Here is a 26,677-nt window from a genome sequence, read left to right as displayed (position 1 = left end):
AGTCGCCTGTGACCCACTCTTGAACATGTTCAAAACCTGCCCTACGCTGACACCGTCGGTAGTTGAACACGTTCAAGAAGGGCGTCCGCATGGACATCAAGGTCTGGATGTACGTGATCTACCTCGCGGTCAGCGTCAGCCTGACCATCTGGGTGGCCAGGGCACTGTCGCGCAACGGCCAGGTCTTTCTCGAGGAGGTGTTCGCCGAGGAACGGCTCGCCCGAGCGGTCAACAGCCTCCTGGTGGTCGGCTTCTACCTGCTCAATTTCGGTTACGTCACGGTGGCGATGAAGCACCCCGACCCGGTGCGTTCCACCAGCCAGGCAATGGAGGAGCTGTCTCTCAAGATCGGTTTCGTGCTCCTCGTGCTGGGCGCGCTGCACTTCTTCAACGTCTTCGCACTGGGCCGCTACCGCCGAAACCGACTCCGCCAGCTCGCCACCCACCCTCCCATCGCCCCGATCGGCCGGCTCCCCATGCCGTCCGCTCCCCACGGATCGCAGCTGGTCGGCGCATACCCGGCCGGACCACAGCCGGTCGGACCACAGCCAGCCGGCGCATACCCGGTCGGACCACAGCCGGCCGGACCACAGCCGAGCGCCGGACCGCCGATCAACCCACCGACCCGATGACCGTGCCACCGGCCGATGGCGTCGGTCGGCTCCCGGATCCCACCGCACACTCCGGCGGTGGGATCCGGGGGTTCACCGTCCTGTTCGACGCGGCCTGCCCGCTCTGCCGCGCCGCCCGCCGATGGTTGGCGTCCCGCGCCCAGCTCGTACCCCTGGAGTTCGTGCCGGCCGGGTCCGCCGAGGCCCGGCGGCGCTTCCCCGCCCTGAACCACGACGCGACGCTGCGCGACCTCACCGTGATCGCCGACACGGGCGAGGTGTACGCGGGCGACGGCGCCTGGTTCGCCTGCCTCTGGGCGCTGGCCGACCATCGGTCCACGGCCGAGCGGCTGGCCCGACCGCACCTGCTGCCGCTCGCCCGGCAGACGGTGGCCGCCGCCTCGGCGATACGGGAGCGGGTCCGCGACCCCTGGGCCGAGCCGACAGACGAACTGGCGGGATACGGTGACCCCGATGACCGAGCAGCCTGCGCCGACGACCACTGCGGGTGACCCTGCCACCGCCCGAGGCGAGCAGACCCGGCAGCTGATCCGGGACACCGCGATGCGGCTGTTCCGCGAGCGCGGTTACGCCCAGACCACCATGCGGGCGATCGCGCAGGAGGCCGGCGTGGCGGTCGGCAACGCCTACTACTACTTCGGTTCCAAGGACCACCTGATCCAGGAGTTCTACGCCCAGTCCCAGGTCGAGCACCGAGCCGCCGCGCAGCCCGTGCTCGATCGGGAGGAGGCGTTCGGTCCCCGGCTGGCGGGCGTGCTGCACGCCGGGGTCGACGTGTTGACGCCGTCGCACGGATTCGCGGCGACCTTCTTCAAGACGGCGGCCGAGCCCACCTCCCCGCTGAGCCCCTTCTCCGCGGAGTCCTCCGGCCCCCGACAGGCGGCCATCGAGCTCTTCGCCGAGGTGCTGACGGGCTCGACCGCCAAGGTCGACGCCGAGCTGCGCCCACAGCTACCCGAGCTGCTCTGGCTCGCGTACATGGGCGTGATCCTCTACTGGGTGCACGACCGATCGCCGGGCCAGGCCAAGACCCGCCAGTTGATCGACGGGGTCGTGCCACTGATCGACCGGCTCGTGGCGCTGTCCCGGCTCCGGGTCCTCCGCCCCGTGACCCGACAGGTGCTCGACCTCATTCGCACGCTACGTCACTGACCCGGCCGACGCCCTCAACCGGCGAAGCAGCAGGTCAAGTCCACTTTTCGACACTCCGAACCGACAGCTCGGACCTTGCCCCGAACCTGTTCGATACGTAGCGTGATCGACACGTACCGGCCCGCACAGAGCGCGGCCGGTACACCCGAAACCGGGGCCTGGGGGGAGGTTGCGGACCGTGGATCCGGCCCGGGATCCACGGTCCGCGCTCTGTGCCGGTTCGGTGGCCCGCTCAGCGCGGATAGACCCCGTACGCGCGCCAACCCCGATCCGGAAAACCGGCCGCGGCAGCGACCCGGGCCGAGGCGTGGTTGTCCCGCTCATGCAGATAGGTGGGCACCGCACCCTCGTCGAGCACCCGCCGCGCGGCCTGTGCCACCAGTCGACGGGCGAGGCCGCGCCCCTCGGCAGCCGGAATGGTGCCGACGGCCAACTCGTGCCCGTACGCGTCGTGCCGTTTGATCCCGGCACCGGCCAGGTAGGTGCCGTCCGGGTCACGGACCACCAGCACCGGCCGGTCGAAGAGCCGCAGCCAGGGTGGCAGCCCCGGAGCCGTCGGCTCGGTCCACTCCCCCACGTCGGGCAACGGCGCGGGTGCCACGCTCCATCGGAAGGGGCCGTCGTGTACGCACCAGTCGGGCAGCCCGACCGCCTCTGGCAACGCGGCGAGCAACTGGCCCGTCGGGCGCCCGGCCAGCGCGCGGATCGCCGCAACCCGGTCCGGCGCCACGGAGAGCACGGTGCTCTGCCCGGTGTCCACGGCGAGTGCGGGGCGAAGTCGGCCGTCCCAGGCCGGTATGGCCCGCCGGTACGAGGGGACCACGTGCAGCCCCGGCCTGGCCGGCCACTGGCCGAGCCAGGTGGCCAGGTGCAGGTGGAGCCGCCGGTCGAGCATGCGCACCTCCCCGTCACCCCGGCCCGTCGTGGATCACCGTACGCCGGGCGGCCCGACCGGGCGGACGATCCTCCAGGGCCGGGAGGGCCGGGGGTGCAGGAACCAGGTGTCCCGATCGACCGTCATATGTATTTCCATACCTGGACACCTTTGTTTGGGACGGTAGGGCCATGCCGATTCAGCCGAACGACCACTACCAGCAGGACCCCGAGCGACTCTGGCAGGCGGCCGAGACCGTCGGAGGCAACCCGCCCCAGCCGCGCTATCGGAACCCCCGGGCGGCCGGCGGCACCAACGCCCTGTCGTGGGCCGGACTGAACAAGCTGCCCGCCGGCAGCTCCAGCAGGCACCGCCTCAACACCCACTGACACCAACGCGTAACCCGATCGCAGCCTCTGACGTTCACGAGCTGGGCGACACACCGGAGGAGGTCCAGCGGCGGCTTTCGCACACCTGTCGGGTAATTTCTTGTGGTCCGGAATCCCGGCCTACGACAGGAGAAGCTCCGCGCATGGGCAAGAAGACGATCCACGTCTCCGACTTCACCGGCACGGTTCTGCAGCAGGACGACGAGGTGGTCCGCATCGTCGTGCTGGAGCACCCGGACCTGGTCGCCGGGCCCGTGCAGTTGGACGCCACCCCGGGCGAGGTGGAGAACATCGACGATGCCGCCCTGGACGTGGCGGTGGTGGAGATCCACGACCGGCACGGCGGCGGTGAGCCTCGTCAGGTGGTGCTGACCGCCAGCGAGTTCGACGCGATGGCCACCGACGTGCCGATGGCGCAGCTGCTGAGGACGGCCGAGCGGGTCCGCCCACCGAAGGCCCGCAAGAGCACCGAAAAGATCGACTACGGGACGCTGGACCACGCCGGCAGGCCGCACCGGGGCCGGGTCACCGAGGAGGAGGCCCGACTGGTACGCGACCAACTCGACGAGGTCAACAAGCGGCTCGCCGACGCGGGCGTACGCCAGATCGACCCGGCCGATCCGGAGCACGCCCTGCGTTACGGCTTCCCGACCCCCTGACCGTCGGAGGTCACTTCGGCGCGAGCGCGGCGGCCAGGTCGGCCTCGACCGCCGCCTTCTCCAGGCCCAGGTTGGTGAGCACGCCGGCGCCGTCCTCCTGCTCCAGCAGGGCGAGCAGGATGTGCTCGGTGCCGATGTAGTTGTGCCCGAGGCGCAGCGCCTCCCGGAAGGTCAACTCCAACGCCTTCTTGCCGCGCGCGTCGTACGGGATGAGGTCCGGGACCTGGTCGGCCGGTGGCGGGAGGGCGGCGCCGACCGTCTCCCGCACCGCCTCGGCGGTAGCGCCCCGACCAGCCATCACTGTGGCGGCCAGCCCTTCCGGCTCGGCCAGCAGGCCCAGCACCAGGTGCTCGGGGCCGATCTCGGCGTTTCCGCTGGCACGGGCCTCCTCCTGCGAGGCCACCACCACGTTGCGGGCCCGGGGGGTGAACCGGCCGAAGCCGGCGTTCGGGTCGAGCGCCGCGGCGTCGGTCGCCTTCGGCACGAAGCGCTTCTGGGCGGCCTGCTTCGTGACCCCCATGCTGCGGCCGATGTCGGTCCAGGAGGCGCCGGAACGCCGGGCCTGGTCGACGAAGTGCCCGATCAGGTGATCGGCGACCTCGCCGAGGTGATCGGCGGCGATGACCGCGTCGGTGAGCTGGTCGAGGGCGTCGTGGTGCACCTTCTTGATCGCCTGGATCAGGTCGTCGAGCTTGACCGTGTTGCTCATCTCGATAGGTTCCGTCATGCGTCAACCATAGGTTGACGCCGCCGGTCCGTCAACCTTAAGTTGACGATTGTTCAAGAATGATCACTTGACGCTCAGCAGTCAGCGAGGGCCCGCGCCAACTACCGAGCACCAAGTGATCACGCTCGGGGCATCAACGGCCTGATCAGCCCCACGTCTGCGGAGCCGGCTGGCGGGTGGTGGCGTTGATCCGGTTGAAGAAGTTGGTGGTGGCCACCCAGAGCACGATCGCGGCAAGCTCCTTCTCGCCGAAATGCCGGGCCGCCTCCGCCCAGATGTCGTCGGGCACGGCGTCGGCCCTGTCGGCGAGCCGGGTGGCGGCCTCCGCGAGCGCGAGCGCCGCCCGCTCGGCCTCGGTGAAGTACGGGGTCTCCCGCCAGACGGCGACCGCGAACAACCGCTCCTCGGTCTCACCGGCCTTCCGGGCACTCCGGGCACCCGCGTCGACGCAGGCACTGCATCCGTTGATCTGGCTGGCCCGCAGGTGCACCAGCTCCAGAGTGCTGTCCGGCACCCCGGCCGAATGCGCGGCCTTGTAGAGCAGATTGATCGCCTTCACGGCGTCCGGCAGCAGGTTGGCGGGGTTCTGGATGCGCGGTTCGATGACCATTCCTATCGTTCCGTCCTGTTAGGCTGCCCGGCGTTCGTCGCGGCGCGACGTCCCGGTTGCTGTCACTGGGATGTCGCAGGGCGAGCCGACGGCGTGACAGATATGACGGCGGTCACAGGACGACTCACCTGCGTCCGGAGGTGGAGAGGTCATGAGCGAGGCCGACCAGTTGGCCCGACGCTTCGAGGGGAACCGGCCACGGCTGTGGGCGGTGGCCCAGCGGATGCTGGGCTCCGGCACCGAGGCCGAGGACGCCGTCCAGGACACCTGGCTACGGCTCAGCCGGGCGGACGCCGCCAGCATCGACAATCTGCCCGGCTGGCTGACGACCACCGTCGGCCGGGTCTGTCTGGACCGGCTGCGCACGCGAAGCGTCCGGCCGGAGCAGCCGTGGGACAGCGCCGGCCCGGAGCCCGACCCGACGGGCGACGGGCCGGTCGACCCGGAACGGGAGACCCTGCTGGCCGAGTCGGTCGGGCGAGCGCTCCTGGTCGTCCTCGACACCCTCGCGCCGACCGAGCGGTTCGTGTTCGTACTGCACGACATGTTCGCGGTCTCGTTCGAGGAGATCGCCACCGTGGTCGACCGCACCCCGGCCGCCGTCCGCCAGATCGCCAGCCGGGCCCGACGCAGGGTGCACCAGGACGGGACGGTCCGGGAGGCCGATCCGGCCCGCCAGCGGCGGGTGGTCGAGGCGTTTCTCGCCGCCTCCCGCGAGGGCCGCTTCGACGACCTGGTCAGTCTGCTGGACCCGCACGTCGTCATGCGCGCCGACGCGGTGGCCGCGGCCCTGGGGCCGGCCGTCGAGACGCGCGGCTCGGCCGCCATCGCCGGCTTCTTCAACGGCCGCGCCCAGGCGGCCGTGCCGGCGTACGTCGACGGGTTGCCCGGTGCGGTCGTGGCACTCGGCGGCGGCGTCCGGATCGCGATCAGCTTCATCGTCACCGACCGGATCATCGGCATCGAGGTGGTGGCCGACCCGGCGCAGCTCGCGACACTGCTGTTCGCGGACTGAGGTTCAAGCGGTCTCGGCGTACTCCGGTAGCCGGCGGGCGACGGCGGCGGGTGCGGGCATGCGGCCGATCTCCTCGGCGATCACGCGGGCCGCGTCGCGATGCTCGGCGTTGCCGTGCTGCGGCAGCAGCCTGTGGACCTGCTCGGCGACGGCGTCAGCGTTCACCTCGTCGGGAAGGAGACGCAGGGCGGCACCCGTGGCGCTGACCGCATCGGCGTTGGCGAACTGGTCGGCCCCCTGCGGCAACAGCAGCTGCGGTACGCCAACCGCGAGCGCGCCGAGGGTGGTGCCGCTGCCCCCGTGGTGCACGACGGCGTCGACGTGCGGCAGCAGCTCCGCCTGCGGCACCCATGGATACACGCTCACCTGGTCCGGGATCTCGCCAAGCTGCTCCACGGGCACCTGGCCTGCCGCGACGATCACCTGCGCGTCCAGCGTCGCCAACCCGGCGATGGCCGTGCTGAGCAGCTCCGGCGTGCCGAACGCGCTGCCGAGGGTCAGATAGAGCAACGGTCGGGACGTCCGATGGCTCGCCCACCCGGGCAGCGGGGCCGGTGTCGAGAACGGGACCGGTCGCAGCGCGATCCGGCGTTCCGTGGCGAGGAAGTGCCTGTCCTGAAGGGAAGGCGGGCAGATGTCGACGTGCGGCCGACCGGTGACCTCGGTGTTCCTCGTGGGGAGTTCGAGGCCGATGCCGTCGGGGAACAATCGGCCGAACCCGTGCCAGATGCCCGGGATGCCGGCCCGATGAGCGGCGATGGCCGCCCCCGGCAGCCCCCACTCATGCACCACCAGGTCGGGGCGGAGCCGCGCCAACTCCGGTTCGAGATCCTCGGCATACATCTCGTAGAAGGCGTCGCCGGGGCGGAACGGTCGTAGGCCGTTCGCGGCGAGCGGCGCGTGCACCGCCGGACCGGCGGCGAAGTGCACCTCGTGACCGGCCTCCCGGGCGGCGATCGCCAGCGGAATCAGCGGATAGGTGTGACCGACGGACGCAAGACTGGCGAACAGGACACGCATGGCGCCGGACCCTACCTGCCGCACCGTCGGTCCGGTCGCGTCCGGTGACGCGTATACGGTGGGCTGCGGTCAGGCGCGGTTCACCGACGGGAGGGGCGGCCATGCGTCTTCACGTGGGATGCGCGATGTGGACCCACCGGTTATGGCAGGGTCGCCTGTTGGCGCATCCGCTGCCGCCCGCGGAGCGCCTGCGGCACTACGCCGGTTGGTGCGACGCCGTGGAGGGAAACACGACGTTCTACGCGACCCCGGCCCGGGACACCGTGGCGTCGTGGGCCGCACAGACGGATCCCGACTTCCGGTTCGTCCTCAAGCTTCCGAAGGTCATCACACACGAACGCCGACTCACCGACGTCGGCGAACCGCTGCGTGCCTTCCTGGACGCGATCGAGCCGCTCGGCCCGCGCGCCCACGCCCTCTGGATCCAACTGCCCGGCTCGTTCGCTCCCGCCGACGTCCCGACCCTGAGCCGCTTCCTGGATCAACTCCCGCCGTCGCACCGGTACGCGGTGGAGGTCCGCCACCCCGCGTTCTTCACCGACGCCCGCGCGACCCGGCTACTCGAGGCGACCCTCACCGCCGCGTCGGCCGAGTGGATCCCCTTCGACACGACCGCCTTCTTCGCGGGCCGACCGACCAGCGACGCGGAACGGGACGCCTGGACCAAGAAGCCGCGAGTGCCGCTCCGGTCGCTCGCGCTGACCGACCGGCCAATCGTCCGCTACCTCGGCCGGGACGACCCGGCGCGGACGGTCGAGGGGTGGCAACGGTGGGTCGACGTCACCGTCGCCTGGCTACGCGAGGGACGCTCGCCGACGATGTTCATCCACACCCCGGACAACGCGGACGCGCCCGTGCTCGCTCGCCGGTTCCACGACGAGGTACGGGCACGCGTACCCGAGCTTGACGCGCTGCCCGAGCCGATACCGGTCGAGCCCCTGACGCTGTTCTGACCCGGGCGGTCAGCTCTGCTCGTCGAGCAGGTCGTCGAGGTGGGTCGCCGTGCTGATCAGCGAGAGGTGACTGAACGCCTGCGGGAAGTTGCCGATCTGCTGACCGGTCGGGGCGATCTCCTCGGAGTAGAGGCCGATCGGACTGCTGTAGGTGAGCATCTTTTCGAAGGTCAACCGTGCGTCGTCGAGCCGGCCGGCCTGGGCGAGCGCCTGGACGTACCAGAAGGTGCACATGTTGAAGGTGCCCTCGGTGCCGGCGAGGCCGTCCGGCGAGGCGGTCGGGTCGTAGCGGTAGACCAGGCTGTCGGAGACCAGTTCGGCGTCCATCGCCCGTAGCGTCGACTCCCACCTCGGGTCGGTCGGCGCGATGAAGCCGAGCCCGGCCATCGCGAGCAGCGACGCGTCCAGGATGTCGGTGCGGTAGTGCTGCACGAACGCGCGACGCTCCGGGTGGAACCCACGGGTCATGACCTGCTCGTAGATGGCGTCACGCTGGGCGGTCCACCGGGAAACATCGCTGGGGCGCCCCCGGCGCTGCGCGATGCGGATGGCACGGTCAAGCGCCACCCAGGACATCATTCGCCCGTAGGTGAAATCCTGCCGACCGGACCGGGTCTCCCAGATGCCGTCCTCGGGCTGGTCCCAGTGCTCGCAGAGCCAGTCCATCAGCCCCGCCGTCTTCCGCCACCCCTCGTACGGTGCGATCAGCCCGTTGCGGTCAGCGAGGTCCAACGCGACGAGCGCCTCGCCGTAGATGTCGAGTTGCAGCTGGCCCGCCGCGCCGTTCCCTATTCGCACCGGCGCCGACCCGCGGTACCCCTCCAGGTGGCCCAGCACCTCCTCCTCAAGGTGCGGTGAGCCGTCGATCCGGTACATGACCTGGAGAGGCAGATCGCCGTCCCGGGCGTCACGGATGCGCGCTTCAAGCCAGAGCAGATACTTCTGGGCCTCGGCGGTGAAGCCCAGGCGGAGCAGCGCGTGCACGGAGAAGGACGCGTCCCGGACCCAGGTGTAGCGGTAGTCCCAGTTCCGTTGACCGCCGATCTGCTCCGGTAGCCCCGCGGTGGGTGCGGCGACCAGGGCGCCGGTCGGCGCGTACGTCATCAGCTTGAGCGTCATCGCCGACCGCTCGACCACCTCCCTCCAGCGGCCGGTGTAGCGGGACCCGCCCACCCACCGCCGCCAGTAGTCCCGGGTCTGGGCGAGAAGATCGCACGCCTCATCGGTGGTGAGCGCTCGGGGTGCATGGGGGCAGGCAGTCTCCAGGACGACCCCGCCGATGTCACCCCCGTGCAGTGTGAACCGCGCGGACACGCCCTCATCATCGCGTTGGAAGTCCCCCGCGTCGAACGCCCGTTCCACGTTCTTGAAGGCGGCGAGGGTGAGGGTCAGAGTCGGGCTCCGGAAGACGTCGCCCTCGGGGTGCACCTCAAGCTCGTACGGATCTCGCCCATAGTTGAACCGTGGGCGGCAGTCGAAGCGGAACCGCATGCTCCCTCGGACCATCCGGACCAGCCGAATCAACCGGTGCTGATCGGTGGCGCGTTCGCCGGTGACGGGCATGAAGTCCAACAACTCCCCCACACCGTCGGCGCTGTGGAAGCGGGTGATCAGGATCGGCGTACCGGGAAGGTAGAGCTGCTTGCTTGAGTATTCGATACCGTCGGGTGCGAGCTGGAAATGGCCGCCCTTGCGGCTGTCCAGCAGCGCGCCGAAGACGCTCGGCGAGTCGAAGCGGGGCGCACAGAACCAGTCGACCGAGCCGTCTCTGCTGATCAGCGCGGCGGTCTGCAGGTCACCGATCAGACCGTGATCCTCGACCGCCGGATAGGTCGTCTGCACGCCGTCTCCCACCGTTGTCGTGGCAACGGCCGCGACTACCCGGGGCACGGCGGATTACACGCCATCGACGTCCGGCCTGATGGTGAACTCGCCGGCCATTGCGGAAGCGCACCTTCCGCAATCGTCGATAGCGTCGACACCGAAGACATCAACGAGAGGACATCCGGTGAGCCTGCGAGGATTTGCCACACTCAACATCTGGGCAGACGACGTGGCGGCAGCCACCGCGTGGTACGCGGACTTCCTCGGCACGGAGGCGTACTTCATGCGCCCGGGGCCCGACGGACGCCCGGCCTACACCGAGTTCCGCATCGGCGACTACCAGGCCGAGCTGGGCATCATCGACCGCAGGTACGCGCCGCCCGGTGCCGCGACGGGGCCTGGCGGCGCGGTCATGCACTGGCACGTCGACGATCTCGACGCCACCGTCGAGAGGCTGTTGGCGATGGGAGCCACGGAGTACCAGCCGATCACTCCACACGGGGACGAGGGGTTCATCACCGCAGCGGTCGTCGACCCGTTCGGCAACGTGCTGGGCGTCATGAAGAACCCGCACTACCTGGACGTCCTCGCAGCGCTGAAGGCGATCTGACGTGCCGTGCCACCGACTCAGTCCCGCTCGTTCCCCTCCGCCGCCTGCCTCGCCAGCGCTGCCGCTCCGTCGGCGTCCAACCCGCTGGCCATGAGCAGGTCGTGGGCGGCCGTGCGGAACTCGCCTGCGGCGATCATGCCCGAGTAGCCCAACCGGTGGGTGTGCGGGCGGGTGGGATCCCGCGCGGCCGGCCCCTGGGCCTTCCCGACCAACTCGATGGCCGTCAGGATCTCCTGGCGCACCTCCCGCGGCTCCGCGTGGGCGCGGATCGCGGATCTCAGGGTTTGCACACTGGCGGCCAGCAGGTCGATGGCCGCGGGAAACTCCTCCGGTATCGGCTCATCGTCCTTGAGTGCTCTCGTGAGTCGCCTCGTGATGGCCCGGCAGCTGTACAGGCTGCGCTCCAGATGTCGGACGGCATTGGTGTAGTAGGCCAGGGACGGGCGTTCACGCCAGCGTATCGGCGCCAGTCGCACCACCTCCTGGGCGGCGTCGAGCCCTTCGTCCAGTGCGGTCAGCCGGGGGCCGAGTTGCCGCAGTGTGGCCAGGCTCTGCTCGGCGCCGCCAAGATCCCGACGGCGTAGCGCTGCGGCCAGGTCGTGCAGGGCGGCGACCGCCGGGTCGATGACCGGTTCGGCCAACCGACGCACTGTCCGCTGCGGGTGGATGGGCACCAGCAGCAGACCGACCGCCAGCCCGATCAATCCTCCGACCGCGGCGTCGACGAAGCGGGGGACGGACAGGTCACGCACGGGCGGTTCCAGGGTGGCGATGAGCACCGCGGTGCCGCCGGCCTGGGTGAGCAGCGAACCACCGCCCTTGAACAACACGGCGACGATGATCGCCAGCACGACGACCACGCCCGTCTGCCAGGCTCCGATGCCGAACAGCGGCATGAGCGTGTCACCGACGGCGAGCCCGAGGACCACCCCGATCAGCAGCTCGACGGTGCGCCGCAGGCGTGATCCCATCGCGGCGGCCACGATGCCGACCGCGACGGTGGGCGCGAAGACCGGGGTGGGATTGTCCAGGAACTGGTACCCCACGAACCAGGCGAGCGCCGCCGCGACACCGGCCTGCACGGCGAGCAGCCAGAAGAGGCGCAACCGCCAGACGCGGGCGCGCAGCGCGTGCCGCACCCGCTCGCGCAGGCCGGCCCACGCTCGGCCGGCCCAATGCGGCCTGTCCCGGGCCGGGTCGGTGCCGGCTGCCGGCTCCTGCTTCGCGGGCATCCGCGCCGCTTACCCACCCGAGGCGAACCTATCCGGCGGGAAGCGTCGAAATGTGTGAGCCGCTCCGCACCTCGCCCCACAAGATCCATATCACGGACTCGGCGCGCACGCCGTTGCACCCGTCCACCCGACCATCCTTTGTGGAGTGCCAGCATGGCCGGCATGGATATCTACGAGGACGCCCGCACCGTGCCGCGCGCCGACCTGGCAGCCTGGCTGCGCCAACTGGCGAACCAGCTGGAGTCTGATGGGCGCATCTTCTACGGCGCCGCAGGTGCGGTGACCGTCGCCGACACCGTGCGGTGCGAGCTGGAGATCGAGCGCGAGAACGAGACGGAGCTGTCCGTCGAGATCGAGTTCTCCTGGACCGTCCCGGCACCCGTGCAGGCGGCGGATGAGGTGGAGAAGCCCACCGGCGAGGACGAGCAGGTCGAGGCGACGCCGGAGGCGTGACCTCACCGCGACGACACGTCGCGCGGCGGCCATCGATGTCGGTGGCGTAGCCCGAGCGACGCGAGCATTGATGATCTATTTCCACTCCTGGGCGGAATGCCCACCCGCAATGATCGAAGGAGCACACATGACCGTCGCCGCCGATTTCTCCAAGCTGGTCGTCAAGGCTTACCAGGACAAGAGCCTCGCCGAGCTGGTCGACTGCCCGGTGAACGCTCTCACCGGGGTCAGCGAGGGCGACGCCAAGCTGCTCAAGGAGGCCTTCAACATCACCACCGTCGCCGACCTCGGTCGCAACCCGTACTTCCGTACCGCCCAGGCCCTGGTCGCCCTGACCTCCAACAAGTAGTCAGACCGGCTGACGGACGTAGCCGCCGGACCCGACCGGGTCCGGCGGCCAGCGGGAGCGATGGTCCGTAACATCCAGGTGCCCACGACCATGACCAGGATCGAGGCGATGAGCCATGGTGGACATTCGAGAGTCGGCGCGCCGGTGGGCCAGGACGTGGGCCGATGCCTGGCCAACCAGGGACGTGGACGCGATCGTCGCCCTGCAGGGCGAGCATGGTGACCACTGGGCTTCCATGTTCCGGCCGTACCGTGGGCGCTCCGGGCTTCGGACCTATCTGGAGGACGCCTTCGCCGCCGAGTCGCGTCCCGCTCAGGTGTGGTTCGCCGAGCCGCGGGTCGACGGCGATGTCGCAACCGTTGAGTACTGGGCCGTGACGTCCGTCGAGGATCAACCCGTGACGATCTCCGGCTGTACGGTGCTGAGGTTCGACGAGGCAGGCCTCGTGGCCGACGCCCGCGACTACTCGCACGCCAAGGAGGGCCACCACGTACCCCCGGCCGGCCTGTTCGATTGACGGGATCGGCACGCCAGCAGGATGAGTACGAGCACTCATCCTGTCGCCACCGGCGGCCGGCATGCTCGACGTCATGACCTTTCGTCACCACACCCGCCGACGCCTCGGATCCACGCCTCTGGCTTGCGCTGCGGTGGTGCTCTGTCTGGTGTCGGCCGGATGCTCGGAATACCGCGATGGTGACTCGATGGCGCGGGACCTCGCCGCCACCGAAGCGAAGCTCCTCGCCAAGGACCTTCATCACAGTCGGGTGCGGGACGCCGAGTACATCGCCGCGACCGAGATCCTCAACGCGGCGGAGGGCGAGAATTCGAACGTCCGACGTGAGCCGCTGGCCTGGTCGGGTCGGACTGCCAGAGACGAGCAGGCCACCATCGACGTCCGGTTCGTGGTGACAGTGGAAGAGGACTACGGGGCGTCCTTCGGCGACTTCGGCAACTCCGCGGGCCAGGCCACGCGCTGCTACCGCTACCTGCTCGAACTCTTTCGCCAGACAAGGATCGAGGAGATCGACTGCCCGCCGGTGGCGACGCCTCCGGTGCCCACCGCCGTGCCGTTCCCGACGCTGCCACCCGATGCGCGTGACCGTCTCACCGCAGTTCTGCGCACCGCCACACCCGACACCCTCGCGGGCGCGGTGCGGGCCGCATTTCCCGAGCAGCACATCACCGTCGACACGGTCACCCACGAGAATGCCCTCGTCGCCGCGGTGGGCGTACCCGCCGAGCGGGAGTGCCTCCTGCTGGTCCGGACTCCCGGCGGAGCCATTGAATTACCGGGGTACGACCAGATCTGGCTGGAGCCGGGCGAGATGGGGTGCAGGACCGGGCTGTACGTCTCGCCACCGCGTTGAACGGGAAGCGCGCTCCGGGTCCGCGACCTTAAGGGTGGTTTAAGGACCTTGGGCGTACGGGCGGGAAACGCCTACCATACGGCGGCCGTGGCCGTCCGGGTCAGCCTGCCGTCTGCTCGTTGGGAGTGACCCGTGTCGTACGCCTCGTTCCACGAACCGGACGCGAGCCCGCCGCCGTCGCGTCCTGGTCTCGCGGGCCGGTTCGCCCGCAACAAGTTGGGCATGGCCGCGAGCGTGGCCGTCGTGCTCGTCGTCGCGGCCGGCGGCGTGTACCTGGCCACCGCCGCCGACGAGCCCGAACCGTCGAACGCGGCCAACGCCCTCGAATACACGTCGCCGTCGGCCGCACAGGCAGAGTCGCCCGGCGCGGCGCCGTGGGCCTCCGCGACGCCGTCGACGTCCACGACCCCGTCGACACCCGCGACGCCGTCGACCGCTGCCACGCCGAAGATCCCCGCAACCGGCTGGGTCCCGGTCGACCGCGCGGTCTGGACGGCGCAGGCCGACGCGTACAAGGCGTTGAAGATCGACCCCGTCCCGGCCGGCGTGGGCAACCTCCCCGAGTTCCGGGCGGACTGCCAGTACAGCCATCGACTGCCGGACGACCCGATTGTCGCCCCCGGCCTCCCGGGCGCCTCACACATGCACTCGTTCGTCGGCAACAAGGCCGTCGACGCGAACACCGTCGCGGGGGACCTGACGAAGTTCACGGCCACCTCCTGCAAGCCGGTCCAGGACCACTCGGCCTACTGGGTGCCCACGCTCTATGACAACGCGACCGGCAGGCCGGTCGAGACCACGGGTTTCCGGGTCTACTACCGCTCGCTCGCCAAGAACTCGACCGGTCAGATGCCGATGCCCAACGGCCTGCGCATGATCTCCGGCGACGCCAAGAAGAAGAAGCCCACACCGCGCGGTACGAGCGGCCAGTTCTACTGCGCCTTCTACGGCCCCGGCGACCTCGACGGCGTGGCCCGCAGCACCAACGGCAACTGGCCCATCTGTGGTGGGAACGCGACGCTGCACTTCATGATGCAGTTCCCCGACTGCTGGGACGGCAAGAACCTGGACAGCCCCAACCACAAGGACCATGTGGCGTACGGCAGCGGCAACGGCTGCCCGACCAGCCACCCGGTCAGGATCCCGGCGATCACCTTCGACATCCAGTACCCGGCGAAGGGCACCCCGGCGGGCTACTACCTCGCCTCCGACAGGGAGGGTAAGAGCGCCTCGTCGATGCACGGCGACGCGTTCGTGATGTGGGACGTCAACACCATGAACAAGCGCACCAGGAACTGCGTCCAGGGGCGCCGGACCTGCGACAACTACGGGTACCAGAAGTAGGCGACACATCAGCAGCGCTCCTCGGGGCCGGCCCACGGCCGGGTCGACGATCGACCCGGCCGTGGGTTCCGGTCACCTGATGGAGAAGTCGGCCAGCCGCAGCGCGGATTCGAACACCAGGTACACGTCGTGGGTGCCGGCAACCCGGGCCAGGTCGGTGCTGACGCTGACATACCGGTAGTCGTCACCGGTGCCGGGCACGGTGGCCGTACCCAGCAGCCGGCCGGTGGGCGAGCCCAGCCGGATCTGGATCGTGCCAGCGTCCGCGCCGGCCTTGGCGACATTCGCGGTGAAGGTGTGGACACCAGGGCGCAGGGCGGAACCGGCGAAGGAGATCCACTGGCCGGCGGCGGTGGCACCGACGGCCGTACCGCGAGCCTTCGTCTCGTCGACCAGCCGGACCCCCGCGTACCGGTCGAAGTTCTCCGCCCTGGTGGGCCGGGACAGGTCACGGGCCGGGATCGTCTCGCCGCGCACCCGAACCTCGGTCCGGGCCCGGATGTGCTCGACGGACGCGCCGACCGACAGGTCGTAGGTCGACGACTCGACCACCCACCGGCTGCGGGTGACGTCCCAGTGCGCCAGGTCGGCGGCCGGCAGTCGCAGCGTCACGGTCCGGGTCTGCCCGGGTGCGAGGTGCACCCGCTGGAACGCCTTGAGCTGGCGGATCGGCATCCTGTCCCGCGAGGTGCGCTGGTGGGTGTAGAGCTGGACCACCTCCGACCCGGCCCGGCTGCCGACGTTGGTCACGTCGACACTGACCGTCATGGTGCCGTCGGCCGCGACCGACTGTGCGCCGGTGCGGAGCTGGCCATACCGGAAACGGGTGTACGACAGCCCGTGGCCGAACGGGTAGAGCGGCTTCGCGGTGTCGTACAGGTAGGTCTGTCCGGACGAGATGATGTCGTACTCCAGCAGGTCCGGCGGCAGTTGCCCGTCCGAGCGGTACCAGGTCTGGGTGAGCCGGCCGGATGGGTTGCGGTCGCCGAACAGGACGTCGGCGACAGCGTGCCCGGTCTCGGCGCCCGCGTGGGTGGTCCAGACGATGGCCGGGACGTGCTCCTGCTCCCAGGTCATGGTGACCGGGTAGCTGGTCTGGAGCACCAGCACGGTCCGCGGGTTTGCCTTGACCACGGCCTTGACCAGCGCCTCCTGGCCGGCGCTCAGCGCCGTGGAGGTCCGGTCGTGCGCCTCGCGTCCGTTGATGAACGGGTTGCTGCCGACGACCAGCACGGCGGTGTCGGCCGCCTTGGCCGCCGCGACGGCACGGTCGATCCCACTGCTGACCACCTCGCGACTGAAGTGGGTCGCGGCGGCCGGGGTCGACGCGCCGAGTTTGAGGGCACCATCGTCGCCGACCGTCACGTACGTCTCGGCGCCGAACCAGCTCTCCTTGGTCTCGTAGCCGACGTAGCGCAACACCACGGTCCCGTCGGCCTGCGGCTCCACCTTGAACTGCTGCTGGACATACCAGCCGTTCGGCTGCTCGTCGCGGGTGAGGAACGGCCCCCAGTTGTAGCCGAGGTATCGGCTGTTGGCGGCGTTGCGCAGCGTCACCACGTCCTGGCCCCAGTCCACCACGTCGAACTGGGCGGCGAGCGACGCGGTGGCACCGGTGGCGGTGACCGGGTCGGCGTCGGTGGTGCCGGTGGCCGTGACGTACCGGCCGGTGGCCGCGTCCTTCAGGGCGATCCGGTCCGCGCCGTCGAGCCCGGTGACACTGGCAGAGCCGCCCAGCCGCTCACGGATGCCATCGAGCGCAGTCACCTGATACGGCAGGTCGCCGCCGTACCAGTCCGAGTAGAGAGTGTCGGCCAGCGGACCGAGCACGGCCACCTTGCGGGTTCGCGCCGGGTCCAGCGGCAGTGCCTGCCGGGAGTTCTTCAGCAGCACCATGGCCTCTCCGGCGGCCTGCCGGGCGAGTCGCTGGTGTTCCGGGCTGTTGATGACATCCGGGGTGATGCCGCCGTGCCGGCCGCCGCCCGGGTCGAACTCACCCAACCGGAACCGCACGTTCAGGATCTCCCGGATCCGGGCGTCGATGTCCCGCTCGGTGAGCAGGCCGGTCGCGAGCGCCTGCTTGATGGCGGTGATGGTCGGCTGCGCGTTCGTGTCATCGGTGATGAAGCTGTTGAGGCCGGCCTTGACGATCGCGGCGTTCGCCTCGGCCTGGGTGGCGTAGTACCCCTGGGAGGCGACGAGGTTGTTCGGCGCCCAAGCGTCCGTGACGTTCATCAGCGGCTGGTCGGTCCAGCCGCGCACCACCGTGGCCAGGTCCGGGTCCACCGTCGCGGGACGACCGTTGACCAGGTTGTACGCGGCCATCACCCCGGTCGCCGCGTCGGCGGCGATGGCCGGCCTGAACGCGGCGCGGTCGTACTCGTTGAGCACCCGAGGGGGCACGTTCGACGAGGTCACGTCGCGACGGACCTCGTTGTTGTAGGCCAGGTAGTGCTTGAGGGTCGGGGCGCTCTTCAGGTGGTCGGGGTCCCCGCCGGTCATCCCCGAGCCGTACGCGGTGGAGATCGCGGCGGTGAGCAGCGGGTCCTCGGAGTAGCCCTCCTCGTTGCGCCCCCAGCGGGGGTCGCGCAGCAGGTTGACCACCGGGGCCCAGAGGTTGAGACCCCAGACTCGGGGGTTCTGCGCGTGGTAGCCGCGTGCCTCGTCTCCGACGGCCGAACCGACCTGCTGGATCAGGTCGGTGTTCCAGGTGCTGGCCATGCCCACCGGCTGAGGGAAGGACGTACCGCGGGCCTTCACCACCGCGCCGTTGTTGTCGATGTCGGTCGACCAGGCCACCCCGTGCAGCGCCTCGGTGCCGGTTTTGAACAAGCCGATGCCCAGCCGGGGGATGGCCGGCTGGTACTGATGCAGCCACGAGATCTTCTCGTCCTGGGTGAGCCGCCCGAGCAGATCGTCGACCCGAGCGTTCACGGGCAGGTGTGGATCTCGGAACGGGTAGGTGGGCTCGGCGAGCGCAGTGCCGGGAACGGCCGGCAGGGCCAGCAGGGCGAGCGCGAGCGCGGTGATTCCGCGCCGGAGGCGCCTGTTCCGCATGTGGTTCTCCTCATGTCGTACGACAGGCGCCCAGTGGGCGCCGAGACCGGCGTGGCCAGGCTCGACACCCGGCTGACGGGCCTGAACGACGGATCGTCGAAGCGCTTCGACGATCTGGCCGCGTAACCACGGCCATGATTGTTGTGATGCGCGCAACTATAGACGTGCGCCGATAGATGGCACCAGCGCGATCGTCCGGCGGCTTCGCACCGGGCGAAGCGCGGTGGCGCTCTCCCCCGGCCGCCGACGAGCGGTCCGTTTGATCAAACGGGTAGGCTCGTCAGCGCTGCAGGCCGCGCTGCCCGGCACTAACAGCCTTGACGGGTGTCACCGATCGGATGCGACTGGCCGGCTCGGCCGCGAGCCCGCAGTCGACCCGAAGAATCTCGCGACTCGCGCCGCTCCAGGGAGAAGTAACCAGGTGAGCACCCACTCGATGTTGTTGTTCGTGCTCGCCGCCGTCGCGGTCATCGTCGCCGTGCGGTGGGTGGCCGCCCACACCGGCCTCCCGGCGGCGGCGCTTCTGCCGCTCATCGGCATCGCGTACGCGCTGCTCCCCGGCCCCAACGTCGAGCTTGATCCCGACCTTGTGCTCATGGTCGTGCTGCCGCCGCTGCTCTACAGCGCCGCCCTGGACTCCTCGCTGTTGGACATCCGCCGGAACCTGCGCATCGTGGTCAGCCTGTCCGTCCTGTTGGTGCTCCTCACCGGGCTCCTCGTCGGAGTCGGGTTCCACCTGTTCGTCGCCGGCGCGACACTGGCTGCCGGAATCGCGGTCGGCGCCGCTATCGCGCCGCCCGACCCGGTGGCCGCCCTGGCGGTGGGCCGCCGGGTCAACCTGCCGCCGAAGATGGTCACGATCATCCAGGGCGAGGGGTTGCTGAACGACGCCACCGCGCTGACGATGCTCAGCGTCGCGGTGGCCGCCGCCGTGGGTGGCGAGTTCTCATTCCCGGGGGCCGTTGCGAAGTTCGTGCTGGCCGCCGTCGGTGGGGTAGCCGTAGGGGCGGCCGTGGCCTGGGCGGTACGTCTGGCCCGACCGCTCACCACAGACCCCTTGATGTCCAACGCCATCTCGCTCGCGACACCCTTCGTGGCCTACCTGTTGGGCGAGGAGCTACACGTCTCCGGGGTGCTCGCCGTGGTGATCGCCGGGCTGATCGTCGGCCACCAGACGCCCCAGCTCGGGTCCGGGGCGGCCCGGCTGCAGACCAGCGCCGTGTGGCGGCTGGTCGACTTCCTCCTCGAAGGCTTCGTCTTCCTGCTGATCGGGCAGCAGCTTCCCGAGGTCGTCAAGGGCCTGCGGCAGTACGACACGTCGACCATCGTCATCGCCGTCGCGATCTCGGTCGGCGCGGTGCTGCTGCTGCGCCCCGCGTGGCTGGTGTTGACCCAGTCCCTCCCCCGGTCACTGCACACCCGGTTGGGCGGCGTATCGGAGCAGGACGATCCCGACGAGCCAGCGAGTGCTCGACAGGTCGCGCGCACGGACCGCAACGCCCGCCGGCTCTCCCCCCGCGAAGTGGTGGCGCTGAGCTGGTCGGGCACACGTGGCGTCATCAGCCTGGCCGCGATCTTCACCCTTCCGCTGACCACCACCAGCGGCGCGCCCTTCCCCGACCGTGACCTCCTGCTGTTCTGCACCTTCGTGGTCGTCCTGGTGACACTCGTCGGGCAGGGCCTGACGTTCGCGCCCCTCGTGCGGAGGCTGGGCCTGCGCGCCAACGAGACCGACCAGGCCCGCGTACGCAACGAGGCCCGATCGGCTGCGGTCGAGGCCGCCCTGGCCCGCCTCGACGAAGTTGCCGCCGACGAGCCGGACAGCAAGGTCGCCGTCAACACCACCCGCACACAGCTGCTGGCCCGATTGGCGCGCTACCGCGGCCGGCTCGACCTTCTGGAGCAGAGCGAGTCCTCCGAGATGCCCACCTCGCCGCAGTACGAGACGGCGCTTCGTGTCCGGCGGACCACCATCGACGCGCAGCGCGAGGAGCTCGTGCGCTGGCGCGACTCCGGCCGGCTGCCCGACGAGGAACTCCGCGTTCTGGAGCGTGAACTCGATCACGAGGAACTTCTGCTCCCGAAGCGGGCATCCAGCTGACGCGTCGCGGCGGCACCCTCAGCGTTCTGCGTGATCATTGCCTCGCCAGTGCGTGGACCCCACTGACGAGGCAATGATCACGGGATGAGCGCTACTTCTTGGCGATCTTGATCGTCGCCGTGCGGTAGTTGTTGCGCTTGTCGTTCTTCGTCGGGTCGTAGTTCTTCTCGATGTTGCCGGCGCTGTCCACCGAGAACCAACGGAACGTCGTCGTCTCGGTCACGTGGAACACCTGCCCCGGCTCACGGAACTCGGTCGCCGCATAGCGTGGCGACTGGAGCGTGGGCCGGCTGCCGTCCGTCGTGTAGTAGATGGTGGCCGGTTCGCTTGTCTCGAAGCGCACGTCGACGGGCCCGCGGTACTTCCCGTCGCCGGGGATGAGCCGGGACGTCGGGTCCTTCTTGTCCTTGCCCCAGTCCGCCGCGACCCGGAACATCTCCATGATCCCGTTGGCGTACTCCATCGTCTCGGCGTGGCCGCTGACAAGGTCGGGATTGCCCACCCATTCTGGCTGGAACGAACCGCCCTGCCAGTCGCCGGTGGCCGGGTTGTAGACGGAGCCGCCGACCTCCCAGCCGAAGGCGTAGATCCCGTAGGTGTAGTACAGGTCCTCGCGCACGTTGCCCGCCGAGGAGTAGAGGACGTCGGACGAGCCGCCGACGTTCTCCGGCGTGACGACGGTCTCCCGGTGCGCCTTGACCTGCGACAGGATCCTGGCGGCCGACTGCCAGTAGAACGCCTCGTCACCCAGCGGCGGGCGCGGCGTCGTGATCCGTCCGTCAGCGATGTACGCGCCGGGCTGCCAGAACAACTGACCGCCGTTGGAGTGCACCGACATCATGAACTTGATGTTCGAGTACTTCTCGACCAGCCAGATGATGTTCTTCGACTCGGGCTCGGACAGCTCCTCCGGCCCCTGGTAGGTGCCGCTGACGCAGCTCGTCGACCCTCCCGCGTAACCGTCGTGGCCCGACCCGACCCGGTAGTTCCGGTTCAGGTCGACGCCCCAGGAGTTCCGCTGCGCCGGATCGGCGTTCGCGTCCGGGCAGTGGTTCGTCATGTTCTTACGCTGCGAGGCGAAGTTGTAGAAGCTGTAGTTCGCCCCGTCGGGGTTGTTGGAGAGGATGAAGAAGACGTCGGTGTTGTCGACGATCTTCTTCGTCTCCCGGTCGGATCGGTAGTTGTGCACCAGACGCTCGGCCGACTCCAGGCTGGTCGTCGCCGGCACCCACTCGCGGGCGTGGTCCTGGGCCTGGATCAGCACACCGGGCTTCTTGCCGTCACGGTGCTTGCCGATCCGCAGGACGGGGATCGTCACCGGGCCTCGCGGCACCTCGCCCTCCGGTGCGCCGGCGCGCTTCTGGTCGAGGAGGTCGGTCAGCGCGATCGGGCCGGCCGTCGGCGCGACGATGCCGGTGCCCGCGTTGGTGCGATACGGGTGCGACCGGTCGATCAGACCCTGGGACTGGGTCCGCAGTGCGTCCGCCACCTGGGTGGCCGTACTCGTCAGCCCACCGGAGGCGTCCTTCGCGAGGAGGACGCGGACCGCCTTGCCCGCGACCTCCACCGCGAGCGGGAGGTCCGCCCCCGGCCGGTCCGCGAACTCGACCGTGACGTCGTTGCCACCCTCGTGGCCCCACGCCGCCGAGCTGACGACGACCGCCGCCTGCCCGGTACCGCCGATCGTGGCCTGCGCCTTGCGCTGGTAGCCGTTCGTCTGGTTCGGCAGGTAGACGATCTCGGCGATGTCCGGGTACTGGCGGGCAATCTCCTTGGCGCGGCTGTAGAGCTGCTGCGGGTGCCGGTAGCCGTCCACGAAGTCCGACTTGTAGGACGGGTTCGCCGTCAACGGCGGCGGGGCGTCCTCGAGCCAGTTGGAGACGACACCGGTGCCGACGCCACCGGTGGAACTCGTGACCCGGATCTGGTTCGGACGCGCGTCGAGCTTGAACAGGTTCCGGTGGAACATGTACTGCCCGGAGTCCACGAACCGGCTCATCGTCCGCGCGAAGCCGAACGGGGTGCCCTTGCCCGAGTCGTTCTCGAGCTGCATCCCGACGATCGGGTCTGCCTGCTGTCCCTCGGTGGTGCGTGCCTCGACATAGAGGAAGCCCTGGCCCTTGGTGGTGAACCAGTCGGCACGAGCGATGCGTACCGCCGCCTCGTGGCTCGAAGCCTGGACGGCCCGCGCGGCAGCGCCCTGGATGCCGCCGTCGGCCTCGTCGCTCCACGCGAAGCCCACGTCATCGCCGAGGACCTCGACACCCATCGCCTTCAGCTCAGTGATCTGCTCGGCGGTGACCACCGCCTCACCTTCGATGCCGGTCGGCACCCGCTTGAGGCCGTGCTCGATGTCGAAGCCGGCGGCGACCACCTTGTCCAGCATGTCGGCGCCGGCCAGCTTGATGTGTACGAGGCTTACCTGCTCCCGATCCTCAAGCTGGGATCGTCCGGAACCGGCCGTGGCGGTCGACTCCGTGGGATCCGCGCCCGCGGGCCCGGTCGCCACGAGGACGCCCGCCACCAGGGCGGGCAGCGCCAGAAACGCGATGCGCCGTTGTATGTGTCGCATTCTCCCCTCCTTCTGCTTGCGAGGTGTGATTGACGTACTCGCCAGCTATCCAAAAAGGACAGACGGTGGTTACTCGCGTACGTTGGGCCTGGGTACGACGGTGGTTGGCATTGCGAGAAGGGTTGGGAGGGCCGTGCGCGAGCCGAGTTCGGTGAGCGTATGTGCGTTTTCGGCGGCATTGGCGCAGGTGAACCGAATTTGAGCATTACTTGAGGCATTGCGCGACGCCAACCCGCCGAGGGACGGTGTCTTGGAAAGGTGGGTCCGCACCATGCGCGTGGTCCAGACAGCGAGGTCTCCATACGACTTCCGCCTACTCGTGGTGGCTCCGGACCCGGACCTGCGTGCCTCGCTCACGGCCCAGTTGAGCTTTGCGGGCTATCTGGTCACCTCTGCCGCGACCGGTGCCGCCGCGCTGCGACTGCTCGGGGAGCATCACGTCGATCTGATCGTGGTCGACGTGGAGATCCCCGATGTTCAAGCCCTCGCCCGTGATCGTCCGACCCTCACCGACCGTCCCCCGGTCCTGTGCCTTGCCACCTGCGAGTCTCTGGAGGCTCTGGTGCCCTCGCTCGGCACCGAGGTCCAGGACTACATCACCAAGCCGTGCCGGAGCGCGGAGCTGCTGGCCCGCGTGCAGGTGCTTCTGCGCGACAGGACCAACACGCGATCGGGAACCGTGTTGCGGCACGGTGACCTGCTGCTCGACGAGGTCGCCTGCCGGGCGTGGCGGGGTGATCGGGTGCTCGACGTCACCCCTGCGGAGTACCGGCTCCTGCGTCACCTGTTGCTCAATGCTGGCCGGGTGTTGTCGAAGGAGCAGATGGCCTGGCAGGTCTGGAGCGAAGCCCGCGGCGTCAACGCCATCGAACGGCTGGTGTCCCGACTGCGGCAGAAGGTGGACGAGACGCCGCCCCATCTGATCCACACCCACCGGGGATTCGGGTACTGGCTCGGCACCCCACAGTGACCTGAGTCACGTCAGGGATCCGTCAGGTTCGCGTCCAGGTTCCGTCAGCGCCCTTTGTTTGCATGGGTCACCAGTCTGCGCGTGACGATCCGAGGAGACCCATGTCGGAAACCACAGTGCCCGAATACCCGACGGCGCGTGAGTCGGCGTGCCCCTTCGCCCCCGCTGCCACCATCCTCGCGATGACCCGGGAGAACCCGGTCGGGAAGGTGCGGATCTGGGACGGCAGCACACCGTGGTTCATCACCCGCCACGCCGACCAGCGCGCCCTGCTGAACGACCCACGGCTCAGCATCAACGAGAAGCGCCCCGGTTATCCGCACATGACCCGCAGCCGTGCGGCGGGCGCCCCGCACCACCCCGCGCTGATCACGAACACGGACCCGCCCGAGCACACCCGTCTGCGCCGCACGGTCAACGCTCCCTTCATGGTCAAGCGGGTGGAGGCACTGCGACCGCGGATCCAGGAGGTCCTCGACAATCTCATCGACGAGATGCTCGCTGGTCCGAACCCGACCGACCTGGTTCAGGCACTCGGTCTGCCGGTACCCACCATGGTCATCACCGAGATCCTCGGCGCGCCGTACGAGGATCATGAGCTCTTCCAGACCACCAGCCACAAGCTGGTCAGCCATGAGGCGACGCCCGAGGAGGCTCAGGAGGCCGCCCAGGCGCTGGGCGGATACATCGGCGACCTGTTCCAGCGCAGGCTGTCCGACCCCGGCGACGACGTGCTGTCGGAGATGGCGGGTCGGGTCAAAGTAGGGGAGATGACCCCTCAGGAAGCCATCACCATGGCCATGGCCATCCTCATCGCCGGCCACGAGACCAGCGCGAGCATGATCTCCCTGGGCACTCTCGCGCTGTTGCGGAATCCGGACCAGCTGGCCCTGCTGCGAGAGAACGACGACCCGAAGTTCGTGGCCAACGCGGTCGAGGAACTACTGCGCTATCTGACCATCGTGCACACCGGGATCCGACGCATCGCCAACGAGGACATCGAGCTGCACGGCAAGGTCATCAAGGCCGGTGACGGCGTCATCTTCGACCTGTCCGGCGCCAACTGGGACGCCGAGGAGTTTCCAGACCCGGAGCGGCTCGACCTGCGGCGGCCCGCCCGTCAGCACCACGCGTTCGGTTACGGCGCCCACCAGTGCCTCGGGCAGTCGCTCGCCCGGGTGGAGTTGCAGGTCGTCTACGGCACCCTCTACAAGCGCATTCCGACCCTGGCGCTGGCGGTGCCGTTCGAGGAGGTCGAGTTCGCCATGGAAGGCGTCGCCTACGGCCTCAAGTCCCTGCCGGTCACCTGGTGAGAGGCACCGAGATGACGTTGCGCGTGGAGTTCGACGAACCGAAGTGCGTCGCGGCCGGGCAGTGCGCGATGGTCGCCCCCGACGTCTTCGACCAACGCGACGAGGACGGTGTCGCGATCGTGCTCGACGCCGAGCCGGGCCCGGAACACCACGACGAGGTGCGCGAGGCGGCTGCTGTCTGCCCGGCGGCCGCGATCCGCCTGGTGGAGCGGTGAAGCACGCTGTCGTGGTGGGTGCCTCGGCAGCCGGCCTCGCCGCCGCCGAAACCCTCCGCAGCGAGGGCTACGACGGCATCCTCACGCTGATCGGTGCGGAGATCGATCCACCGTACGATCGTCCGCCGCTGTCCAAGCAGATCCTCGCCTCCGCTTGGGACGCCGACCGGCTGGCCCTGCGGACCCTGGAGCAGCTGACCGCACTGCGCCTGGACCTGCGGCTCGGTGCCCGCGCAACCGGGCTGGACCTGGCGGAACGCATCGTGCGGCTGGCCGACGGCACCCCGATTCCCTACGACGGGCTGATCATCGCCACCGGGGTGCGACCGCGGCGGCTTCCGGGCGTGGGCGCGCACGTCCTGCGTACCCTCAGTGACGCGCTCACCCTGCGCCGGAGCTTGCGGCCCGGCACCCGGTTGGCTGTCGTCGGCGCCGGGTTCCTCGGCGCGGAATGCGCCGCCGTGGCCCGCGGCCTCGGCTGCGACGTCGTCCTGCTCGAACCGGCACCGGTGCCGCTCGCCCACGCCGTCGGTGAGCAGATCGGGCGGGTCCTCTCTCAAGCGCACCGCGAACACGGCGTCGACCTACGCACCGGCGTCACAGTCACGGCTGTCACCGACACCGGTGTGCTGCTGAGCGGAGGAGATCTGGTCGAAGCCGACGAGGTCCTGGTCGCGATCGGGTCGCAGCCCAACACCGAATGGCTCGACGGCAGCGGCCTGGAGATCGCCGACGGACTGGTCTGCGACCAGTACAGCGCCGCCGCGCCGGGCGTCTACGGCGCCGGCGACGTCGCTCGCTGGCACAACCCGCTGTTCGGGGTGACCATGCGCGTCGAGCACCGCACCAACGCCGCCGAGCAGGGCATGGCGGCCGCCCGGAACCTGCTGTATCCCGATGCGCGTAAGCCGTTCGCGCCGGTGCCGTACTTCTGGTCCGATCAGTACGACATGAAGATCCACGCCTACGGTGACCTGCGCGGCAGCGACGAGGTCGCCGTCGTTGACGGCAACCTGGAACAGCGACGGTTCGTGGCCGCGTACCGCAGCGGCGACCGTCTGGTCGGCGCCCTCGCCGTCGGCATGCCGCCCAAGGCCATCCGCCCGTGGCGGCAGGCCATCGCTACCGGCGCCGCCTGGGCGATCAGGTGAAGGACGAGGAACCGAGGGGCAGCCCGCGTTCGCATACCGCTCACGCCGTGCACCAGGGCGGGTCGAACCCGCCCTGGTGCCGCCG

Annotated in this window: 26 protein-coding genes; 18 read left to right on the top strand and 8 right to left on the bottom strand. The window is 69.6% G+C overall.

Going from position 1 to position 26,677, the window contains the following annotated elements:
• The first annotated feature begins 62 nt into the window (after positions 1-62).
• Genes PCA76_RS06200 through PCA76_RS06190 form a run of 3 tightly spaced genes read left to right on the top strand, consistent with a single transcriptional unit; the run spans position 63 to position 1,784 of the window.
• Positions 63-632, top strand: coding sequence for a hypothetical protein (locus PCA76_RS06200; RefSeq protein WP_272615934.1), 570 nt, complete (start codon positions 63-65; stop codon positions 630-632).
• Positions 629-1,123 (top strand): thiol-disulfide oxidoreductase DCC family protein, encoded by a 495-nt coding sequence (locus PCA76_RS06195; protein WP_272615932.1) that lies wholly within the window; start codon positions 629-631, stop codon positions 1,121-1,123. The genes PCA76_RS06200 and PCA76_RS06195 overlap by 4 nt, the downstream gene beginning before the upstream one ends.
• Positions 1,086-1,784, top strand: a complete 699-nt coding sequence (locus PCA76_RS06190; RefSeq protein WP_272615931.1) for a TetR family transcriptional regulator — start codon at positions 1,086-1,088, stop codon at positions 1,782-1,784. The genes PCA76_RS06195 and PCA76_RS06190 overlap by 38 nt, the downstream gene beginning before the upstream one ends.
• Before the next feature lie 232 nt (positions 1,785-2,016).
• Here the strand turns inward: PCA76_RS06190 and PCA76_RS06185 are convergent, their stop codons facing one another.
• Complete coding sequence (locus PCA76_RS06185; protein WP_272615929.1) at positions 2,017-2,679, bottom strand: GNAT family N-acetyltransferase; 663 nt, start codon at positions 2,677-2,679, stop codon at positions 2,017-2,019.
• 170 nt (positions 2,680-2,849) lie between these two features.
• Here PCA76_RS06185 and PCA76_RS06180 point away from each other — a divergent pair, with 170 nt between their 5' ends.
• Both PCA76_RS06180 and PCA76_RS06175 read left to right on the top strand, forming a co-directional pair.
• A complete protein-coding gene (locus PCA76_RS06180) occupies positions 2,850-3,047 on the top strand; it encodes a DNA repair protein (protein WP_272615928.1) in 198 nt (65 codons plus the stop codon).
• A 143-nt stretch (positions 3,048-3,190) separates the two neighbouring features.
• On the top strand, positions 3,191-3,706 hold the full coding sequence (locus PCA76_RS06175) for a hypothetical protein (RefSeq protein ID WP_272615927.1): 516 nt from the start codon (positions 3,191-3,193) through the stop codon (positions 3,704-3,706).
• A gap of 10 nt (positions 3,707-3,716) precedes the next feature.
• Here PCA76_RS06175 and PCA76_RS06170 read toward each other — a convergent pair whose 3' ends face one another.
• Complete coding sequence (locus tag PCA76_RS06170) at positions 3,717-4,433, bottom strand: Clp protease N-terminal domain-containing protein (protein WP_272615926.1); 717 nt, start codon at positions 4,431-4,433, stop codon at positions 3,717-3,719.
• A 145-nt stretch (positions 4,434-4,578) separates the two neighbouring features.
• Positions 4,579-5,043, bottom strand: a complete 465-nt coding sequence (locus tag PCA76_RS06165; protein ID WP_272615925.1) for a carboxymuconolactone decarboxylase family protein — start codon at positions 5,041-5,043, stop codon at positions 4,579-4,581.
• A gap of 151 nt (positions 5,044-5,194) precedes the next feature.
• On the opposite strand from PCA76_RS06165, the gene PCA76_RS06160 reads away from it, so the two are divergent.
• Positions 5,195-6,058: a sigma-70 family RNA polymerase sigma factor gene (locus tag PCA76_RS06160; RefSeq protein WP_272615924.1), complete on the top strand. Its 864-nt coding sequence runs from the start codon at positions 5,195-5,197 to the stop codon at positions 6,056-6,058.
• Between the two features lie 3 nt (positions 6,059-6,061).
• Here the strand turns inward: PCA76_RS06160 and PCA76_RS06155 are convergent, their stop codons facing one another.
• Positions 6,062-7,078 (bottom strand): glycosyltransferase, encoded by a 1,017-nt coding sequence (locus PCA76_RS06155; RefSeq protein ID WP_272615923.1) that lies wholly within the window; start codon positions 7,076-7,078, stop codon positions 6,062-6,064.
• 125 nt (positions 7,079-7,203) lie between these two features.
• Between PCA76_RS06155 and PCA76_RS06150 the strand changes: the two genes are divergently transcribed.
• Positions 7,204-8,031 carry a DUF72 domain-containing protein gene (locus PCA76_RS06150; protein WP_272619209.1) on the top strand — a complete coding sequence of 276 codons (828 nt, stop codon included), beginning with the start codon at positions 7,204-7,206 and terminating at the stop codon, positions 8,029-8,031.
• A gap of 9 nt (positions 8,032-8,040) precedes the next feature.
• On the opposite strand, the gene PCA76_RS06145 is transcribed toward PCA76_RS06150, so the two are convergent.
• On the bottom strand, positions 8,041-9,873 hold the full coding sequence (locus PCA76_RS06145) for a glycoside hydrolase family 15 protein (protein ID WP_272615922.1): 1,833 nt from the start codon (positions 9,871-9,873) through the stop codon (positions 8,041-8,043).
• Between the two features lie 166 nt (positions 9,874-10,039).
• Here PCA76_RS06145 and PCA76_RS06140 point away from each other — a divergent pair, with 166 nt between their 5' ends.
• Positions 10,040-10,465 carry a VOC family protein gene (locus PCA76_RS06140; protein ID WP_272615921.1) on the top strand — a complete coding sequence of 142 codons (426 nt, stop codon included), beginning with the start codon at positions 10,040-10,042 and terminating at the stop codon, positions 10,463-10,465.
• Between the two features lie 17 nt (positions 10,466-10,482).
• On the opposite strand, the gene PCA76_RS06135 is transcribed toward PCA76_RS06140, so the two are convergent.
• Positions 10,483-11,697 (bottom strand): FUSC family protein, encoded by a 1,215-nt coding sequence (locus PCA76_RS06135; RefSeq protein ID WP_272615920.1) that lies wholly within the window; start codon positions 11,695-11,697, stop codon positions 10,483-10,485.
• Between the two features lie 162 nt (positions 11,698-11,859).
• Here PCA76_RS06135 and PCA76_RS06130 point away from each other — a divergent pair, with 162 nt between their 5' ends.
• The 5 genes from PCA76_RS06130 (at position 11,860) to PCA76_RS06110 (ending at position 15,213) form a co-directional block, all read left to right on the top strand.
• Positions 11,860-12,150 carry an amphi-Trp domain-containing protein gene (locus tag PCA76_RS06130; RefSeq protein ID WP_272615919.1) on the top strand — a complete coding sequence of 97 codons (291 nt, stop codon included), beginning with the start codon at positions 11,860-11,862 and terminating at the stop codon, positions 12,148-12,150.
• Between the two features lie 127 nt (positions 12,151-12,277).
• Positions 12,278-12,499, top strand: a complete 222-nt coding sequence (locus PCA76_RS06125; RefSeq protein ID WP_272615917.1) for a hypothetical protein — start codon at positions 12,278-12,280, stop codon at positions 12,497-12,499.
• Between the two features lie 115 nt (positions 12,500-12,614).
• Positions 12,615-13,016 carry a nuclear transport factor 2 family protein gene (locus PCA76_RS06120; RefSeq protein ID WP_272615916.1) on the top strand — a complete coding sequence of 134 codons (402 nt, stop codon included), beginning with the start codon at positions 12,615-12,617 and terminating at the stop codon, positions 13,014-13,016.
• 187 nt (positions 13,017-13,203) lie between these two features.
• Positions 13,204-13,869: a hypothetical protein gene (locus tag PCA76_RS06115; RefSeq protein WP_272615915.1), complete on the top strand. Its 666-nt coding sequence runs from the start codon at positions 13,204-13,206 to the stop codon at positions 13,867-13,869.
• A 132-nt stretch (positions 13,870-14,001) separates the two neighbouring features.
• A complete protein-coding gene (locus PCA76_RS06110; RefSeq protein ID WP_272615914.1) occupies positions 14,002-15,213 on the top strand; it encodes a DUF1996 domain-containing protein in 1,212 nt (403 codons plus the stop codon).
• A 72-nt stretch (positions 15,214-15,285) separates the two neighbouring features.
• On the opposite strand, the gene PCA76_RS06105 is transcribed toward PCA76_RS06110, so the two are convergent.
• Positions 15,286-18,270 carry a glycoside hydrolase family 3 protein gene (locus tag PCA76_RS06105; RefSeq protein WP_272615912.1) on the bottom strand — a complete coding sequence of 995 codons (2,985 nt, stop codon included), beginning with the start codon at positions 18,268-18,270 and terminating at the stop codon, positions 15,286-15,288.
• 421 nt (positions 18,271-18,691) lie between these two features.
• On the opposite strand from PCA76_RS06105, the gene PCA76_RS06100 reads away from it, so the two are divergent.
• The gene (locus PCA76_RS06100) at positions 18,692-20,371 is read left to right on the top strand and encodes a Na+/H+ antiporter (protein WP_442930207.1); all 1,680 of its coding nucleotides are present in this window, start codon (positions 18,692-18,694) and stop codon (positions 20,369-20,371) included.
• A gap of 91 nt (positions 20,372-20,462) precedes the next feature.
• Here the strand turns inward: PCA76_RS06100 and PCA76_RS06095 are convergent, their stop codons facing one another.
• Complete coding sequence (locus tag PCA76_RS06095) at positions 20,463-22,943, bottom strand: M14 family metallopeptidase (protein ID WP_272615910.1); 2,481 nt, start codon at positions 22,941-22,943, stop codon at positions 20,463-20,465.
• Positions 22,944-23,214: 271 nt separating this feature from the next.
• On the opposite strand from PCA76_RS06095, the gene PCA76_RS06090 reads away from it, so the two are divergent.
• The 4 genes from PCA76_RS06090 to PCA76_RS06075 all read left to right on the top strand — a co-directional run bounded on the left by PCA76_RS06090 (position 23,215) and on the right by PCA76_RS06075 (position 26,592).
• Complete coding sequence (locus tag PCA76_RS06090) at positions 23,215-23,913, top strand: response regulator transcription factor (RefSeq protein WP_272615909.1); 699 nt, start codon at positions 23,215-23,217, stop codon at positions 23,911-23,913.
• Between the two features lie 101 nt (positions 23,914-24,014).
• A complete protein-coding gene (locus PCA76_RS06085; RefSeq protein WP_272615908.1) occupies positions 24,015-25,226 on the top strand; it encodes a cytochrome P450 in 1,212 nt (403 codons plus the stop codon).
• Between the two features lie 11 nt (positions 25,227-25,237).
• Complete coding sequence (locus PCA76_RS06080) at positions 25,238-25,441, top strand: ferredoxin (RefSeq protein ID WP_272615907.1); 204 nt, start codon at positions 25,238-25,240, stop codon at positions 25,439-25,441.
• The gene (locus PCA76_RS06075) at positions 25,438-26,592 is read left to right on the top strand and encodes an NAD(P)/FAD-dependent oxidoreductase (RefSeq protein ID WP_272615906.1); all 1,155 of its coding nucleotides are present in this window, start codon (positions 25,438-25,440) and stop codon (positions 26,590-26,592) included. Before PCA76_RS06080 ends, PCA76_RS06075 begins: the two co-directional genes overlap by 4 nt.
• Positions 26,593-26,677 lie beyond the last annotated feature (85 nt).

Source organism: Micromonospora sp. LH3U1 (assembly GCF_028475105.1).
Taxonomy (GTDB): domain Bacteria; phylum Actinomycetota; class Actinomycetes; order Mycobacteriales; family Micromonosporaceae; genus Micromonospora.
Note: the sequence above shows the minus strand (reverse complement) of the source record. Positions and strands in the feature narration are given on the sequence as shown.

Coding starts and splice junctions, on each gene's coding strand:
- PCA76_RS06195 (WP_272615932.1), top strand. CDS start 629: ATGACCGTGCCACCGGCCGATGGCGTCGGTCGGCTCCCGGATCCCACC.
- PCA76_RS06190 (WP_272615931.1), top strand. CDS start 1,086: ATGACCGAGCAGCCTGCGCCGACGACCACTGCGGGTGACCCTGCCACC.
- PCA76_RS06185 (WP_272615929.1), bottom strand. CDS start 2,679: ATGCTCGACCGGCGGCTCCACCTGCACCTGGCCACCTGGCTCGGCCAG.
- PCA76_RS06180 (WP_272615928.1), top strand. CDS start 2,850: ATGCCGATTCAGCCGAACGACCACTACCAGCAGGACCCCGAGCGACTC.
- PCA76_RS06175 (WP_272615927.1), top strand. CDS start 3,191: ATGGGCAAGAAGACGATCCACGTCTCCGACTTCACCGGCACGGTTCTG.
- PCA76_RS06170 (WP_272615926.1), bottom strand. CDS start 4,433: ATGACGGAACCTATCGAGATGAGCAACACGGTCAAGCTCGACGACCTG.
- PCA76_RS06165 (WP_272615925.1), bottom strand. CDS start 5,043: ATGGTCATCGAACCGCGCATCCAGAACCCCGCCAACCTGCTGCCGGAC.
- PCA76_RS06160 (WP_272615924.1), top strand. CDS start 5,195: ATGAGCGAGGCCGACCAGTTGGCCCGACGCTTCGAGGGGAACCGGCCA.
- PCA76_RS06155 (WP_272615923.1), bottom strand. CDS start 7,078: ATGCGTGTCCTGTTCGCCAGTCTTGCGTCCGTCGGTCACACCTATCCG.
- PCA76_RS06150 (WP_272619209.1), top strand. CDS start 7,204: ATGTGGACCCACCGGTTATGGCAGGGTCGCCTGTTGGCGCATCCGCTG.
- PCA76_RS06135 (WP_272615920.1), bottom strand. CDS start 11,697: ATGCCCGCGAAGCAGGAGCCGGCAGCCGGCACCGACCCGGCCCGGGAC.
- PCA76_RS06130 (WP_272615919.1), top strand. CDS start 11,860: ATGGATATCTACGAGGACGCCCGCACCGTGCCGCGCGCCGACCTGGCA.
- PCA76_RS06125 (WP_272615917.1), top strand. CDS start 12,278: ATGACCGTCGCCGCCGATTTCTCCAAGCTGGTCGTCAAGGCTTACCAG.
- PCA76_RS06120 (WP_272615916.1), top strand. CDS start 12,615: ATGGTGGACATTCGAGAGTCGGCGCGCCGGTGGGCCAGGACGTGGGCC.
- PCA76_RS06115 (WP_272615915.1), top strand. CDS start 13,204: ATGGCGCGGGACCTCGCCGCCACCGAAGCGAAGCTCCTCGCCAAGGAC.
- PCA76_RS06105 (WP_272615912.1), bottom strand. CDS start 18,270: ATGCGGAACAGGCGCCTCCGGCGCGGAATCACCGCGCTCGCGCTCGCC.
- PCA76_RS06095 (WP_272615910.1), bottom strand. CDS start 22,943: ATGCGACACATACAACGGCGCATCGCGTTTCTGGCGCTGCCCGCCCTG.
- PCA76_RS06090 (WP_272615909.1), top strand. CDS start 23,215: ATGCGCGTGGTCCAGACAGCGAGGTCTCCATACGACTTCCGCCTACTC.
- PCA76_RS06085 (WP_272615908.1), top strand. CDS start 24,015: ATGTCGGAAACCACAGTGCCCGAATACCCGACGGCGCGTGAGTCGGCG.
- PCA76_RS06080 (WP_272615907.1), top strand. CDS start 25,238: ATGACGTTGCGCGTGGAGTTCGACGAACCGAAGTGCGTCGCGGCCGGG.